The sequence below is a fragment of the Nostoc sp. 106C genome (assembly GCF_002154725.1).
In the GTDB taxonomy this organism is placed as follows: Bacteria; Cyanobacteriota; Cyanobacteriia; order Cyanobacteriales; family Nostocaceae; genus Aulosira.
In genome coordinates this window covers 21,632-35,928 of sequence record NZ_MTAW01000130.1, presented here as the reverse complement: position 1 = coordinate 35,928, position 14,297 = coordinate 21,632, and the positions used below count along the sequence as shown (strand labels likewise).

Below are 14,297 nucleotides of genomic sequence, written 5' to 3'. Positions count from 1 at the left end.
AGTTATTATTGACTGCCATCTCTTAACTTAGTGCCATTCGGAACGAAACCCAACATCCTTAAACCTTGATCTAGTTGGGTTTCACTGCGTTCAAACGCCACTTCACTCAAGTCGGGAAACCCGCCCACGTGAGTGGCTCCCCAACCTACATTTATTTTCTCTCCCCAAAGTGACGGAAGAGCGTTATGGTTGCGATCGCGCCTATCCTATTCCCAGATTGCTAGCAGTATCGGGATTAGCTATGAAGAATATGCACGACTATTCAAGCAGATTCATATAATCGTCAATTACAGTCAGGGTAGCAAGATTCTGGTGTTAGATTGGGCAAAGCTAGATGCGATCGCGTCATCGAAACGACTAACTGAGAAAGTTCGTGAATTTTTGACAACCAAGTTTTTTCCGAAGTCAAATAGGGCTGCTATAAAACCTTTATTCTCTAGTGATAGTAATTAAAGAGCGATACTATACACATGACAAATATGGTGGATAAAGCATAAGCAAGCTATCATTGGATGCTTTAAGTTCGCTGTTTTATCAATTAATTCTAAATTTTATAATTTTTCTATTTCTTGGAACCGCCATTTTCAATTTCTTCTACAGCCCTTTCTGTACGTGCATTTGGACGAGTTTTGGGCTGCCAACTAGGAAATAACCCAACAAAAAATTGATTGATTGTTGTGCGAGTCTGTAAGCTAGCAGAACTTAATGGTTTGGGTAAAAAGCTATCCCCAAAACCTACAAATATCAAAAACAACAAAATTAACCATGTGGTAGCTGCCTTCCGATTCATTTTTTTATACCAAGGAACATTTGATTCATAGTCTAATCGACCTTTTTCAGAAACAGCCATATCTTTTTTCTTCTTTGAGGTAGCTCAAAGACAGCACGAAAAATTCTTGGCAGAGTGGGGGTAAGATGAATTCAGTGGGACACACAGATGACCAACCCTACCCTTAATTTCCCCAGTACCTCCGGCCACAAAGTTTTAGCAGCAGCAGGCAAAAAATATTTGCGTCCCGGTGGACGGATAGCTACAAAACAATTATTTCAGTGGGCAAATTTCAACCCTGGAGAGACAGTTTTAGAGCTAGCTTCTAGCTTTGGTTATAGTGCTATCTCTCTGGCTCAACGCTACCATGTAAAAGTATTAGGAATAGAAAAAGATTCAAAGAGTGTTGCTTATGCGCTTGCCAATATCCGCGTTGCTGGCTTAGAAAATCAAATCGAAATTATTGAAGGTGATATATTTTACCTGGATCATATACCAGGTAAGTTTGATTATGTTTTAGCAGAAGCCATTCTTACTATGCAATCTCCACAGGGGAAAGCTAAACTTTTGACTGCAATTCATAATCGGCTCAAACCAGGAGGAAAATTCCTCTCTCATGAACTATTAGCACGTAATAAAGAAGAACAAATTCGTGCTGATTTAGCAAAGGTGATTCGAGTTAATTCTACACCACTTTCTGAAAATAATTGGATCAGTAACTTAGCAACCGCAGGATTAAAAGTGCAACAGCATCTCACTGGACCAATGAATTTATTGAATCTGAGACAAATGTTGCAAGATGAAGGAATTTTGAACACAATACAGATTTTCTGGAATATTGTGACACAGGAACCTATCCGTAAACGTGTTTTAGAAATGCACGATGTCTTTCATCAATATCGCAATGAATTAGGCTACATAATTATGTGTGCTGTTGCTGAATAAGTTCATTCACAGCAAAATCTACAATTAGATAATTGCTGAATAGTTATCCTTGAAAAATATGAGTTCTACAATCATAACGAACCAATCTTTTGTTACCCAGATGCGAGAACAGATTGAATATCCTCAGAGCGGAGTTCTCAGCAAAGTGTTGCTCAAAAATCAAGTTTGTCAATATACACTATTTTGCCTAGCAGCTAATACTGAAATTTCCGAACATACTTCAACTCGCAATGCCATAGTCAAAGTCATTCAAGGCAGGGGGTTACTAATTTTATCAGGCAAAAATATTGTTCTTGAACCTGGGGTTTTAGTTTTTATGCCTGCTAATACACCTCATGCTTTACAATCTGATGAAAATCTTACATTCTTGCTCACACTTTCTGAAAAAGTAGCAAATATAAATTAGTTATTTATTAAGTAATTAATCATGCAATCCCTAATTTCAACTTTCAAGCACCACTTAAATCTTTCTCAATCTCAGTTAGATGCAATACTGTCAAAACCGCTTACTGAAGTTCTCAAATCTTCTGAATTAAATCAAGAGCTAGGCAGCTTAGATAGTAATTTGTTGAAGGAAACATTACCAACAGCAGGAACAGTTTTAGCTAAAGAACTTCCACCTTTTTACAACTGGCTAAAAAATGAATTAGGAGTTAAACGCGTTCCTGATAGCCCCGATCACACAACAACTTGGGTAATTGGTTTCGTCCATAATCGCGAAAGTTTGACTAGCTTAGTAGATTTACACCGCCCTGTACCACGTGCTGCTTTAGAGGCTTCTATCCCACGTTTGATAGCATTATTTGATGGTGTGGAAAATGCCCAGGTAAGACAAGAATGGCAAAAGGCGATCGCAGCTTTGTGCCTTGTTCTAGTAGTCGCTGCTCGCGAACAAGATAAATTGACTGTAGCTGTTTAATCTCGATATTGAGATTTGCAAATAACCATAGAGTGGGCAATGCCCACCTAGGTTTAAATTAAAATTAATCTTCCGGTGATATTGCACCAGAGGCGATCGCATCTAATTTCTTCAGATCAATTATCGTCATCTTACCGCCGCGACTGTAGGCAATTATCGACTTCAGGCTTTTAATTAAACGCACGCACTCTTCGTAAGAAATGCCAATACTCCGAGCCATACGATAGTACGATAATTTATCTTTTAAAAACTCGCCTTTTGGAGTTGATTCAGTTCCAAATTCGGCAGCAAAATACTGAATTAACCTAGCAAGCCGTACAATTGCTCTTTCAGAAACTAATCCATGAACTGTTTCATGTAATTGCTGAATCCGATTGTTAAAAACCATCAACATCCGTAAAGCAATCTCAGGATTTTGTTGGATAGCTTTTAATAAAGCCTCTCGTTCTATAGTCAGAATTTTGCAATCAGATTCAGCAGTTACAATTGCAGGGGAAATTCCGTTTCCTAACAAAGCAGGCGCAGCAAAAATTTCCCCATTAGCTAAGGTACGAAGAATCGTTTCTTTACCTGTGGTTGCTGTTTTGGTAACTTGAATTGAACCACTGACAACAGCATATAACTTGGCTGGTAAGGAATCGCCTTCATGCAGAATAATCTCTCCCTTGCTATAGCGTTGCACCTGGGTTTGCGGTTGTAAACTTACCTTGTCTGCTGTTTCTAAATCTGCAAACACGGTAATTTGGGAGAGTTGTTCTAAAGAGGCCTGCATGGCATTATGTCGCCAAAGCTGGACGATGCTGAAGCCAAGGATTAGCGGCTTCTAGTTGTGTAGCTACGCTAATGAGTGTTTCCTCCGCACCAGGTTTACCAACTAACTGCACACTAATGGGTAAACCATTACTATCAAAACCTACAGGAAGTGCGATCGCAGGTTGTCCAGTTGCATTTGCTGGCGGACAAGGTGCTACCCAATTAATAATGTTTTGGAATGTCTCTTCTGGACTTAAAGAAGCCCATTCTCCCACCCGAATTGGTGAATGCAGATACACTGGTAATACCAGCACATCAACGTTATTGAAAAAAGCCACGATTTGCCGTGCTACCATCTGCATTTGCGCTACTGCTTGCAGATATTCAGCCGCAGAACCCGATCGCGCTAACAAAAAACGATTTACTGGTTGCAATACTTCCGCCGGAATTCCCGCAGCACCTACCCCAGCTTGCCAAACAATTTGAAATGGTTCGACTAAGCCGCTAAAATCTGGGCATTTCTCTTCAACTTGATGACCAAGTTGTTCTAATAACTTAACTGTTTGCAAAACCCCTTGCTCACAGTTAGCGTCTGCTTCACCTAAGGGCGGAATGATAGTGCTAAAAGCGATGCGTAATTCCCCAAGTTGTTTTTGAGTAGCAGCCAGAAATGATGGCTGTGGATCGGGTAACCAGTATGGATCGCCTGGAAAATAACCAGATATTGTATCTAAAAGCGCAGCTGCATCCGCAACAGTACGGGCAAGCGGGCCATTAGTGGCAATCCCAGAAAGGCGATCGCCTACAGGTGCATTAGTTACCCTTCCCCGTGATGGTTTAATTCCTACTACACCACAACAAGCCGCAGGCCCCCGAATTGAACCACCCCCATCAGAACCTTGGGCGATCGCACACAATCCTGCTGCTAATGATGCGGCTGCACCACCACTAGAACCGCCTGGTGTGTAGTCTAAATTCCAAGGATTTCTGGCTGGGGGAAATCCCGTAGGTTCGCTGTAAGGAAATGAACCTAATTCTGAAGTTGCAGTTTTACCCAGCAGCACAAATCCAGCTTGTTTAATCTGAGTTACGACCCCATCATCATAGTTAAGGATATTGTTCAGTAATGCTGGATTGCCATAGGTACAAGGCACACCTGCTACAGCGTTGAGGTCTTTAATCGAAATTGGTACGCCAAAAAATGCTGGTAGTTCTCTTGTAGTGGCGAGTATTTCTGTTTTGGCTTGAGCATCTGCGATCGCCAAATCTGCCATCACCGTAAAATAACTTCCTAATTGGGGATTTAAGCGCTCAATCCGTTCTAAATATATATTTACTAACTCTAGCGGCGATACTTCCCGGCGACGGATTAATTGCGCCAACTCCAGTGCTGGGGTAAAAGCTAAATCAGTTTCATTCATGCCTTAGCTACGGGTAGTTTGATATTTTATTGAAATATTTAAACTTAAGTTGTTACTTTAGCAGGATTTCTGGGAACTCTAGCTTTATAGCTCCTGAGATTTTTCAATCAACTAGGATACTAGGCTGCAACAGGCGCGGTTATGTTCTGAGTTAAGCTCTAACCTCGCTTCATAGCCATTTTAATTGTTTGGCATAAACTTTCGACCAATCCCCAAGGGATATTTATGGCTAACCTAGAAAAGCATCTACATGAACTGACAAAACTTGTTGAAAGTCTTAAGTTGACTGTTGGTGATTCTCATGCGATTAAGCAAGAAATCATCAGGCTAAATTTTGTTCAAGAACAACTCCGCAATCTCAAAGCCGCGATCGCTCAAGAATTAGATGTTGCCAAAATAAATAATGCGGCAGTTGGCGTGCTTTCTGGGGGTACAGAAAGCGCTGTATTCAACTCTCACAGTCATTTAGTAAATCCATTGCTGACTACTGGAGAAAGATTTATTGCCGAAAAATTTAGTAATAAACCACCTAAACTATCTTTAAATAATTTAGAATCTAAAATTTCCCGTTGGCTTGAATGGGGCGAACTGCTTCAGGCAATAGCTGAGGATATTTTAAGTAATGCTCAATTTATTAACCAACTGAATTGTAATATTAACTATTCTAGTTTACCAAGTAAGTTCCAAGAGCTTGAAGAAAAACTCAAGCTTGACTTGGTTTATGGTAAGTCTAAAGTTTTACAGCAGCAAATTCAGCAACTTCTTAATTATCAACAGGAATTGTTGCAACTACAGAAAAAGTCTACAGAGGTATTTGAGAATATTAAAAATACACAAAATATCTTATTAATATTACTTAATTTATCAGCTTTCTGTGGCAATTCTGGCTTGGAATTAGAATGGTTTGATGATGAATATGGCTTCATTATATCTAGTAGTGATAAATGTCAAGCTTTAGGAGATATTATCTATGATTGTGAATTATTTCAAGGAAAAATTGACACCTTGGTTGTCGCTACTAAGAATCAACTAGAACAAGCTGAAAAAGCAATGGAAAATATTCCTCAAAGTCATAAACTAGAAGTAATAACAAAATTTTTAGTAAGAAAGCCACTACATTCAATTTTATTCATTAGCTCAAGTTTAGTGATATTGAGTTTTGGTAGTTGGATAGTTAAAGATAAAATTATTACTGTGCAGAAAAATCAACATATCAAACATGAAAAAGTTGCCAAATCTAACCTAAAATCTGCTCAAAATCTTGGCATGGAAGCTGCTGTTATGGTTCAAAAATCACCATTAACTATAACAAGTTGGCAGCAAGCCCAAAGTAAATGGCAAAAGGCAGTAAGCTTACTGGAGGATATTCCTAAAGGCACATCTGTTTCTGAGCAAGCAAAAAAGCAACTAGTTAAATATCGTGTCAACTATACTACTATCAGTCAAAGAGTTGCTTTGGAAAAGAACGCAGCCTCTAAGTTTGATACTGCGGAGAAATTAGCAGTAGAAGCTGCTTTTATAATTAAAAACGCGCCAGAGGAATCAGCAATTTTGCAGCAAGGAAAAGGTAAATTGCAAGAGGCAATCAACTTATTACAAGCTATTCCCCAAGGGACATCGGTCTCTAAACAAGTGCAAGATAAACTTGCTAGTTATAAAAATACCTATGAGGCTATTAAGACAAAATAAAAAAGCGGATGAGATGATCGAGCAAGGGAGATCTCGCACCTTGAAAGTTCTTAGTAACGAGAAAAATAAAGGTGGACAAATAGCCCACCTGGTTATTTAGTTTTTCTATTTTCTAAACCTCAAGCTATAGTCACATCTGGTGATAAATAAACATCCTGAATAGCATGAAACAGTTTCACTCCTTCCTCAAAGGGACGTTGGAATGCCTTACGCCCCGAAATTAATCCTGTACCACCAGCACGTTTGTTAATCACAGCAGTGCGAACCGCTTCTGCAAAATCATTTTTACCAGAAGCCCCACCAGAATTAATTAACCCTGCACGTCCACAGTAGCAATTTAGTACTTGATAACGAGTTAAATCAATTGGGTGATCTGTTGTTAAATCTGTGTAAATTCGCTCGTTGGTTTTACCGTAAGATTGACCAGTTGCTTTGGCTACAGCGCCGTAACCATTATTATTTTCTGGTAACTTCTGTTTAATAATGTCGGCTTCAATCGTTACGCCTAAATGATTTGCCTGTGCAGTGAGGTCAGCAGCAACATGATAGTCTTTATCTTGTTTAAAAGCGTTATTCCGCAGATAGCACCACAGAATAGTTACCATGCCCAGTTCATGAGCATATTTAAAAGCTTGGCTAATTTCCTGAATTTGTCTGGTAGACTGTTCTGAACCAAAATAAATCGTCGCACCTACTGCTGCTGCACCCAAATTCCAAGCTTGTTCGACATCGGCAAACAATACTTGGTCAAATTGATTGGGGAAAGTCAACAGTTCGTTATGATTTATTTTGACTATAAAGGGGATTTTGTGAGCATATTTGCGCGAAACGCTACCCAAAACGCCCAAAGTCGTAGCCACAGCATTGCAACCTCCAGCTATTGCCAACCTCACAATATTTTCTGGATCAAAATAAATCGGATTAGGGGCAAAAGATGCTCCAGCTGAATGCTCAATACCTTGGTCTACCGGGAGAATGGAGAGATAACCAGTATATGCCAGACGACCAGTAGAATATAGTTGCTGGAGATTACGCAATACTTGAGGATTGCGATCGCTGTTTATCCAAACTCGATCTACAAAGTCTGGCCCTGGTAAATGTAATAAATCTTGAGAAACTTTTGCTTTGTATGTCAGCAGATCTTCTGCTTCATTACCTAAGAAAGACTCGATAGAACTACCTGCTAAGAGCGTTGCAGTCATAGTTTTTTCCTCAAAAATTGAGTAAATGACCTTGTTTTTAAGATAACACTCTTACTATTTATAACTTAGTTCTAATTGCCGTACATAGTCTGCATAAATCTTATTTATCTGATGAAAAATACTTTTATTAACCTAAATGTATAGGTTCGGAGCTTTTTTAATAGAGGATGAGCCAAAAAGCGAAAACTAAGAAAAGCAGATATAAAATCTCTTATTTTAATTAAGACAAATAAAATTTCTCTAGGCAATATATCTTTGGGTATAAATTATAGAGGTTAACAGATGTTTCTGAGAAAGATTTTTGATGATTAATTTAGATCCAAGAAAAATCTAGACGCGATCGCTAAACTTAAACAGCAAGTTCAACAAGGCCTGATGGTAATTGTCGATGATTTTGAATGCATAGATATTCTGAAACCGGGAAAACAGGTCTGAAAACCTTTCTGCATCTACCTAAAGAATTACCAAAGACTAGTAAAATCTTTCAGTTCACAACAAGTAAAAATATTTATCTCTCAGTAAATGTGGTGGTGAATGCGCAGGATAGCTATGGCTTAAACGTTACTAAATCAATGCAACTTTTTCTTCAGGTGGAAGTTTTCGATATTCATATATATTTTTTTATCTCTGAAGTGCTGACTACAAAGTTAATTAATATTTGCCTTTGTCGTCTAACTAAGTAACTTAAATATGCAAGCCCTACGAGTGGTAGGATATTAGAGTAGCTGCTTGACTCCTTTTTATCGATGAATAAACCATTGGATGAAGCGCTTTCGGTTGAAATTTCTCAACGTATCAAAAGCAAGGCAAAAAAAACCTTTGATAATGCTTATAGAGCAGCATTAGCGACTGAGGGAGCAAAATATGTTCAGGGATTTTTGGTTTTTCCTGGGAAGCCATACCAACCCATTGAACACGCTTGGATTGAACTAGGAGAATCTATTGTCGATCCCACCCTACCGTATCTGCAAAAAAATCCCCAGCAGCTTTATTACTTTGCGGCAGAAAGCTTCACTGTCAAGCAGCTAAAAGCAATCATCGAAGAATCGCAAGAAGATTATCCCGAAGATGATCCCCTACCAATCTATGGCGACCCACCTTATGAGTATTATGGTGATGTAATGTTGGGTGGTCAAAATTACTTGGATGCATATCAAGCCGCAGAGGCTAAATCTAAAGAAATCAATCAACCAAACTTTGAGAATAATTAACTAATCCTTCTGCTCCAACTCATTTCACAGTTCTTAAAAGCAATTTTCATTGATATAAACCAAGCGGTTGAAGAACAAAATTGTTGTGCTTCTACTAAATATGTGAATAGACTGGCTTAATACGATTTACCATCGCTACCAAAGTATTCTCGATAGGCGCAAATTTTGTCTCCACGCACATCAAAAGAAACTGCTACCCGATTTTTATAAAGTTGTCCCAGTAACAGCCCCTCATCTCGAAACTCAAACACAACAGTCGTTTCATTACTGGTAACACGGTCTAGGGAAGTCAACTTTATCCCAGGACTAAAAGATGCATTGACGTACTGAAAAAACTCTTTAGCTCGTTCTTTTCCCTCATTCAAACCGTGAAATTTACCCATTGGAAACCAAAAGGTAAAATCTTCTGTAAGTATATCTAGAAACTCTTGCCATTCACCTGTCGCTAGACCATGTGTAAAATGCTCAAATGCCTGCTGGGCAACTTTTAAAGTATTTTCTGAATCTTGGAGCATTATCTTCTACAACCACAACTGATGTTCAGTAGACCGGAACGAGAACCCAAGATTTATTCTAAGACAGGCGATCGCTCGATCACAAACCATTCATGGTATAAAATCGCCAAAAAGAAATTTTCTCCTACAACGCGATCGCAAACTGCCACAAAGCCTGCAAAAAAAGGGTCATCATCAAACGTTGTGTCTTTGAGAAAGAGAGTTAAGGACTTGCCATTATTACTAAAAATCGCACGTAGAATTGTAATATTGGCGTGATGAGACCTTTCTACTGGTAAAAGCACAGGGTGCCCTTCAATCATGATAAACTCTGGCTCACAGCATCGCAGAACCGCCGCCCAATCTTCTGGCCCTTCGTGTTTTTCGATGGTTCTATCCCATCGCACAGACTTAATTTTCTCTAACGCTCCCTGGAATAATTCCACCAGTTTCATTTTTAGTTAAGCTTGTTAAGCAAGTATAAAAGCATATTCTCTAGTTTAAACCCATAGTAATCTGATTGAATTGCTGAAATTACTTACTCAAGAAAGGATAAGTGAACAAGAAATGTAGAACATTGTCTAGTCTACACATAAACTGCTGCTTACAAATCAAACCGAATTCATTTCACATCTAAATGAATTTAGTTCGGCTTAGAAAGATAAATAACCTGAGTTCGGGTTAAGCCAGAAGCTAAAAAGCTTATTGTGTATAGATTGAGAAAAATTCTAAGTCGTAAAAGAAGTGATTAAAGTGGAATCGTTGCGTCAATAAGGTTTACAAATGAGATTAATATCAACAACATGCCTTATTGAGAATATATGAAAACCAAGCTTCAGACCGGACAACGCAAAATCAAAGGGTTTGAGGATTTCTTATCCCGAGCTCAGGTTAAATACACATTTATACAATGCAACTTTTAGAGTGCTACACATAGAAGGTAAAGAAGCAGAGGATATATTTGCTTAAGGCATTTAAAGTATCCTCTGCTTCCTAAAGTTAATGTTTAATCACAATATATGTTCAATTTTATCCTTTAGCTTGCTTCAGCGAACCATCAGCATATAGCTCTAATGGTACTAACTGAACTTTGCCATTAACTTTAACTTGAGAGTAAACTACTTTCACTAAGGGAGCATTATTTTGGTTGTAACGTACAGACATAATTACTTACCCTCTCTATGAATTTTTGAGGTTTAGACGTTTTAATACCCATAATCTACTCAATTTTTCTTGAGTAGGTTTGCTTCTTTTGAATGATTATTTATCCTACTTTAGAATTATTGAAAATATTTTAAAGTTAGATGTTCCCAGGTTTGTTAAAGATAAAGATTACAACAAATTTTAATCTCGGATATTAAGTAGAAAGACGTAAATAAATGTAGTTTCTGTAAAGACATATGAGCTTGGCTCAAACTCTCTTCTGTCTTATTCTCCTAGCTTCTTGATACTGACGATAAATATTTACGCCAATCTACTTAGTTCATTAACAATTTTGCAACCAGGAGACTAGGAACAGGAGATAATAATATACCTATACCGCCCTCAGATGTAATACCATTGCCGACACTAAACAAGTTCTCGTTAGGTTTACATCTTTAATTTCACAGCTACAGGGTCAATTCCGCAAGTTGCAGCCAATAAAATCATGGACACTACCAAATTGTATGCTCGCCTGGAGAATTACTATCAGCAAATCAAGACAATTATTCTCAGCCGTCAGAATCCGATTACTGGTTTGTTACCTGCGAGTACGGCTATAACGGCCCACGGTGATTATACAGATGCTTGGGTAAGAGACAACGTTTATAGCATTTTGGCAGTTTGGGGTTTAGCACTTGCATACCGCAAGATTGATGAAAACAAAGGATACACCTACGAATTAGAACATAGTGCGATCAAGCTGATGCGTGGATTGCTTTTTGCAATGATGCGACAAGCTAATAAAGTGGAACGATTTAAACATACACAGTCACCATTAGATGGGTTACATGCCAAATACAACACTGCTACTGGTGATATTGTGGTAGGTGATGATGAATGGGGGCATTTACAACTAGATGCTACATCAATATTCTTGTTAATTTTGGCGCAAATGACCGCCTCCGGCTTGCAAATAATTTATACCATTGATGAAGTAAATTTTGTTCAAAATCTGGTTTACTACATTGGACGAGCTTATCGCACACCAGATTATGGCATTTGGGAACGTGGTAACAAAATTAATCGTGGTAATGCCGAGTTAAATGCTAGCTCTGTAGGTATGGCAAAAGCTGCTTTAGAAGCCATCAATGGACTAGATTTATTTGGTGTGTGTGGGAGTCAAGCATCAGTGATTCATGTTTTACCCGATGAAATTGCCCGCGCTCGGATCACATTAGAATCACTATTACCGAGAGAATCTGGCTCAAAAGAAATTGATGCAGCATTACTGAGTATTATTAGTTTTCCAGCCTTTTCAGTAGAAGATGAGAAACTGCGATCGCGCACTTTTAACGATATTATTAACAAACTTCAAGGCAAATACGGCTGCAAACGCTTCCTCCGGGACGGACACCAAACTGTGTTAGAAGATACTCAACGCTTACATTATGAACCTTGGGAACTGAGACAGTTTGAGCATATTGAGTGTGAATGGCCTTTATTTTTCACTTATTTGGTACTAGATGGGTTGTTCCGTAATGACAAAGCACAAGCTCAACATTACCAAGAACTTTTAGCATCATTACTCGTAGAAAACGATGCATTGCATTTATTACCAGAACTTTATTATGTTGCCGAGCAGAATATAGAAGCGGAAAAATTAGCGCCTCAAAGTCAGCCTCGGTTACCTAATGAAAATGTACCCTTAGTGTGGGCGCAAAGTTTATATTTTCTAGGACAAATGCTAAGTGAAGGGCTGTTGGCAGTTGGCGATATTGACCCTTTGGGAAGACACCTGTGTATAGGTAAAAACAGAGAATCTTTAGTACAAATTGCCCTGCTAGCTGAAGATGAAGACTTACAAGAAAAACTAGAAGTTCACGGTATTGAAACGCAAACACCCAAGCAATTAGAACCGATTCAAGTCAGAAACGCTGGGGATCTCTCGGCTATTTATACCCAAATTGGACGCAATGATAAACTAGGTCTAACTGGGCGACCCGTGCGGCGGTTGCGGAGTTTGACTACATCTCGCATTTTTCGGATTCACAACCAGACAGTTGTATTTTTACCATCTTTTTTAGATGCCCAGCAATTTTATTTAACCCTTGATTATCATTTCTTGCTGGATCAAATTAGAAGTGAACTTGCTTACATTCAAAAGTATTGGAGTGATTTGGGCCGTCCTACCCTAACTTTAATGTTGACCCATACTATGTTAGAAATCGGTTCTGAGGCTTTATTAGAATTAATGCAAGAACTGAAAGATGGTGTTTGTAATGGTGTCCGGGTAAAGTTGGGACGATTAAATCAACTGATGCTGACAGCTGGAATTCAAAGAATTGATTTTCTGCAAGATAAAGAATTTTCACTACCAGCCGTCAAAAATGCTGCACTACACTGCTATTATTTGGCATATCATCCAGGGAAAAATGGGCTATTAGAGCATACCCAAGAATTCCAAATGGAATGTGAAACTAACTTAGGGCTATTGCTGTCGTCTTTACGTGCGTCAGAAAATATTTACGAGCAAATTGAGTTATTGCAGACTTTGACTCGCTTGCAGGGATTAGAGTTTGATACAGGGTTTGGTGGGCCTCGATCTGCTGTAACAGTAGATTATTTACTCGATGAAGTATATACCAAAGCCGGGGATTTAGGGCTTTGGGCAATAGTACGACGTGCAGCTGGGTTGCGACAGATGGTAGATATTAGCTTGTCAGATGTCGTCACAAGTATTGTAGTTAGAGGTAAGCAAATTTCCGTGGGCAAAGCTTACAGTGAAGAGTCACTAATTGCAGTACCGATGTCCCACAATGAAATTGCCGAGAAAATTAATCATTTTTGTCGTGAAGATATCCGCGATCGCGTCCTCACTCAAGAAATTATTATCTATCTGGGTGTCCTGATCAGATCGGAACCAGAACTATTTCAAGGACTACTGACACTGAAAGTCGGCTATCTGATCCTGTTAATTACCAGTAAACTAGCAAGAGAATTACGGGTGACTCAAGATGAAGCCTACGAATACTTAATGCAACTTTCGCCTTTTGAGGTCAAAACACGCCTGCAAAATGTTTTAACTGAATATGCAGGTATGAGTAACCTGTTGCGCCAGCAAGAATCACTTCATGTCAAGCAAAAAGAAACTGAGATTGATTGGGTAGTCGCACCCCCAATTGAAGCCGAAATCGAAGTCCCTGTAGGCGGTTGGCGACAGTTCCGCCAAGCAGGAGGAGCAACCGGACGCGTACCTAAAGACTTTTTTCAACAAGTTTGGCAATTAATGAAACATTGCAAGGGCTTGGTAATTGGCGATAAGCTAGAACGCCGCAATCGCTTAGATAGTGAATTAATGTTGTCAGAGATGACACCAGGCGAAAGAAATTTTGCTTTATTAGTCGAGCATCTATTAAATAAAATTGAGGCTCCCGAATATCGACAAGTTAATATTGAAGCGCTGATTGAATTATCTGCGATCGCTGCTAACAACCCCAACCTGCAAATTGAGGAATATATCGTATTGGATGTCTTAATCGGTCATGCAGTCAGACTAGCATGGTTAGATGCACATCCCGAAAGCGGCGATCGCTATGATGAAGATAAGGCCAGTGCATGGCGATCGTTCTACAATACCTCACCTCGAGATTGCGCTAGTTATATATTGAAAGCCGTCCGTTTCTTAACAGAATTTGTTAAAGAGTTATAAACGGGTTTTTCTGCGTTAAAAAAATATCCCCCACCATAATAA

The 14,297-nt window shown here is 39.0% G+C and carries 16 protein-coding genes; 8 read left to right on the top strand and 8 right to left on the bottom strand.

Annotated features, from left to right (window positions below; all coding sequences use genetic code 11):
* Positions 1–5 precede the first annotated feature (5 nt).
* A complete protein-coding gene (locus BV375_RS38770) occupies positions 6–128 on the bottom strand; it encodes a hypothetical protein (RefSeq protein WP_279432942.1) in 123 nt (40 codons plus the stop codon).
* A gap of 4 nt (positions 129–132) precedes the next feature.
* Here BV375_RS38770 and BV375_RS20170 point away from each other — a divergent pair, with 4 nt between their 5' ends.
* Positions 133–453: a hypothetical protein gene (locus BV375_RS20170; protein WP_086763590.1), complete on the top strand. Its 321-nt coding sequence runs from the start codon at positions 133–135 to the stop codon at positions 451–453.
* Positions 454–562: 109 nt separating this feature from the next.
* On the opposite strand, the gene BV375_RS20165 is transcribed toward BV375_RS20170, so the two are convergent.
* Positions 563–850, bottom strand: a complete 288-nt coding sequence (locus BV375_RS20165) for a hypothetical protein (protein WP_339376765.1) — start codon at positions 848–850, stop codon at positions 563–565.
* Between the two features lie 87 nt (positions 851–937).
* On the opposite strand from BV375_RS20165, the gene BV375_RS20160 reads away from it, so the two are divergent.
* Genes BV375_RS20160 through BV375_RS20150 form a run of 3 tightly spaced genes read left to right on the top strand, consistent with a single transcriptional unit; the run spans position 938 to position 2,633 of the window.
* Positions 938–1,714 (top strand): class I SAM-dependent methyltransferase, encoded by a 777-nt coding sequence (locus BV375_RS20160; RefSeq protein WP_086763588.1) that lies wholly within the window; start codon positions 938–940, stop codon positions 1,712–1,714.
* A 58-nt stretch (positions 1,715–1,772) separates the two neighbouring features.
* Positions 1,773–2,120 carry a cupin domain-containing protein gene (locus BV375_RS20155; RefSeq protein WP_086763586.1) on the top strand — a complete coding sequence of 116 codons (348 nt, stop codon included), beginning with the start codon at positions 1,773–1,775 and terminating at the stop codon, positions 2,118–2,120.
* A 21-nt stretch (positions 2,121–2,141) separates the two neighbouring features.
* Positions 2,142–2,633: a hypothetical protein gene (locus BV375_RS20150; protein WP_086763584.1), complete on the top strand. Its 492-nt coding sequence runs from the start codon at positions 2,142–2,144 to the stop codon at positions 2,631–2,633.
* Between the two features lie 64 nt (positions 2,634–2,697).
* On the opposite strand, the gene BV375_RS20145 is transcribed toward BV375_RS20150, so the two are convergent.
* Both BV375_RS20145 and BV375_RS20140 read right to left on the bottom strand, forming a co-directional pair.
* Positions 2,698–3,405, bottom strand: coding sequence for a Crp/Fnr family transcriptional regulator (locus BV375_RS20145; protein WP_086763582.1), 708 nt, complete (start codon positions 3,403–3,405; stop codon positions 2,698–2,700).
* 4 nt (positions 3,406–3,409) lie between these two features.
* The gene (locus BV375_RS20140) at positions 3,410–4,807 is read right to left on the bottom strand and encodes an amidase (RefSeq protein WP_086763580.1); all 1,398 of its coding nucleotides are present in this window, start codon (positions 4,805–4,807) and stop codon (positions 3,410–3,412) included.
* Positions 4,808–5,032: 225 nt separating this feature from the next.
* On the opposite strand from BV375_RS20140, the gene BV375_RS20135 reads away from it, so the two are divergent.
* Complete coding sequence (locus BV375_RS20135) at positions 5,033–6,496, top strand: hypothetical protein (protein WP_086763578.1); 1,464 nt, start codon at positions 5,033–5,035, stop codon at positions 6,494–6,496.
* Positions 6,497–6,615: 119 nt separating this feature from the next.
* On the opposite strand, the gene BV375_RS20130 is transcribed toward BV375_RS20135, so the two are convergent.
* Positions 6,616–7,698, bottom strand: coding sequence for a class I fructose-bisphosphate aldolase (locus BV375_RS20130; RefSeq protein ID WP_086763576.1), 1,083 nt, complete (start codon positions 7,696–7,698; stop codon positions 6,616–6,618).
* A 398-nt stretch (positions 7,699–8,096) separates the two neighbouring features.
* Between BV375_RS20130 and BV375_RS20125 the strand changes: the two genes are divergently transcribed.
* Together BV375_RS20125 and BV375_RS20120 are read left to right on the top strand one after the other, a co-directional pair.
* Positions 8,097–8,381, top strand: coding sequence for a hypothetical protein (locus tag BV375_RS20125; RefSeq protein ID WP_086763574.1), 285 nt, complete (start codon positions 8,097–8,099; stop codon positions 8,379–8,381).
* 63 nt (positions 8,382–8,444) lie between these two features.
* Complete coding sequence (locus BV375_RS20120; RefSeq protein ID WP_086763572.1) at positions 8,445–8,909, top strand: hypothetical protein; 465 nt, start codon at positions 8,445–8,447, stop codon at positions 8,907–8,909.
* A gap of 116 nt (positions 8,910–9,025) precedes the next feature.
* On the opposite strand, the gene BV375_RS20115 is transcribed toward BV375_RS20120, so the two are convergent.
* The 3 genes from BV375_RS20115 to BV375_RS38765 form a co-directional block, all read right to left on the bottom strand.
* Positions 9,026–9,424: a nuclear transport factor 2 family protein gene (locus tag BV375_RS20115; RefSeq protein ID WP_086763570.1), complete on the bottom strand. Its 399-nt coding sequence runs from the start codon at positions 9,422–9,424 to the stop codon at positions 9,026–9,028.
* 53 nt (positions 9,425–9,477) lie between these two features.
* Positions 9,478–9,858, bottom strand: coding sequence for a hypothetical protein (locus BV375_RS20110; protein ID WP_086763568.1), 381 nt, complete (start codon positions 9,856–9,858; stop codon positions 9,478–9,480).
* A 574-nt stretch (positions 9,859–10,432) separates the two neighbouring features.
* A complete protein-coding gene (locus tag BV375_RS38765; protein WP_279432941.1) occupies positions 10,433–10,567 on the bottom strand; it encodes a hypothetical protein in 135 nt (44 codons plus the stop codon).
* Positions 10,568–11,048: 481 nt separating this feature from the next.
* Between BV375_RS38765 and BV375_RS20105 the strand changes: the two genes are divergently transcribed.
* The gene (locus tag BV375_RS20105) at positions 11,049–14,255 is read left to right on the top strand and encodes a glycoside hydrolase family 15 protein (protein WP_086763566.1); all 3,207 of its coding nucleotides are present in this window, start codon (positions 11,049–11,051) and stop codon (positions 14,253–14,255) included.
* Positions 14,256–14,297: the final 42 nt, after the last annotated feature.

Bases quoted from the DNA above. Each gene is read 5' to 3' on its own strand.
- BV375_RS20125 (WP_086763574.1), top strand. From the start codon at position 8,097: ATGCATAGATATTCTGAAACCGGGAAAACAGGTCTGAAAACCTTTCTG.
- BV375_RS20120 (WP_086763572.1), top strand. From the start codon at position 8,445: ATGAATAAACCATTGGATGAAGCGCTTTCGGTTGAAATTTCTCAACGT.
- BV375_RS20110 (WP_086763568.1), bottom strand. From the start codon at position 9,858: ATGAAACTGGTGGAATTATTCCAGGGAGCGTTAGAGAAAATTAAGTCT.
- BV375_RS20145 (WP_086763582.1), bottom strand. From the start codon at position 3,405: ATGCAGGCCTCTTTAGAACAACTCTCCCAAATTACCGTGTTTGCAGAT.
- BV375_RS20160 (WP_086763588.1), top strand. From the start codon at position 938: ATGACCAACCCTACCCTTAATTTCCCCAGTACCTCCGGCCACAAAGTT.
- BV375_RS20115 (WP_086763570.1), bottom strand. From the start codon at position 9,424: ATGCTCCAAGATTCAGAAAATACTTTAAAAGTTGCCCAGCAGGCATTT.
- BV375_RS20135 (WP_086763578.1), top strand. From the start codon at position 5,033: ATGGCTAACCTAGAAAAGCATCTACATGAACTGACAAAACTTGTTGAA.
- BV375_RS20140 (WP_086763580.1), bottom strand. From the start codon at position 4,807: ATGAATGAAACTGATTTAGCTTTTACCCCAGCACTGGAGTTGGCGCAA.
- BV375_RS20150 (WP_086763584.1), top strand. From the start codon at position 2,142: ATGCAATCCCTAATTTCAACTTTCAAGCACCACTTAAATCTTTCTCAA.
- BV375_RS20130 (WP_086763576.1), bottom strand. From the start codon at position 7,698: ATGACTGCAACGCTCTTAGCAGGTAGTTCTATCGAGTCTTTCTTAGGT.
- BV375_RS20165 (WP_339376765.1), bottom strand. From the start codon at position 850: ATGGCTGTTTCTGAAAAAGGTCGATTAGACTATGAATCAAATGTTCCT.
- BV375_RS38765 (WP_279432941.1), bottom strand. From the start codon at position 10,567: ATGTCTGTACGTTACAACCAAAATAATGCTCCCTTAGTGAAAGTAGTT.
- BV375_RS20155 (WP_086763586.1), top strand. From the start codon at position 1,773: ATGAGTTCTACAATCATAACGAACCAATCTTTTGTTACCCAGATGCGA.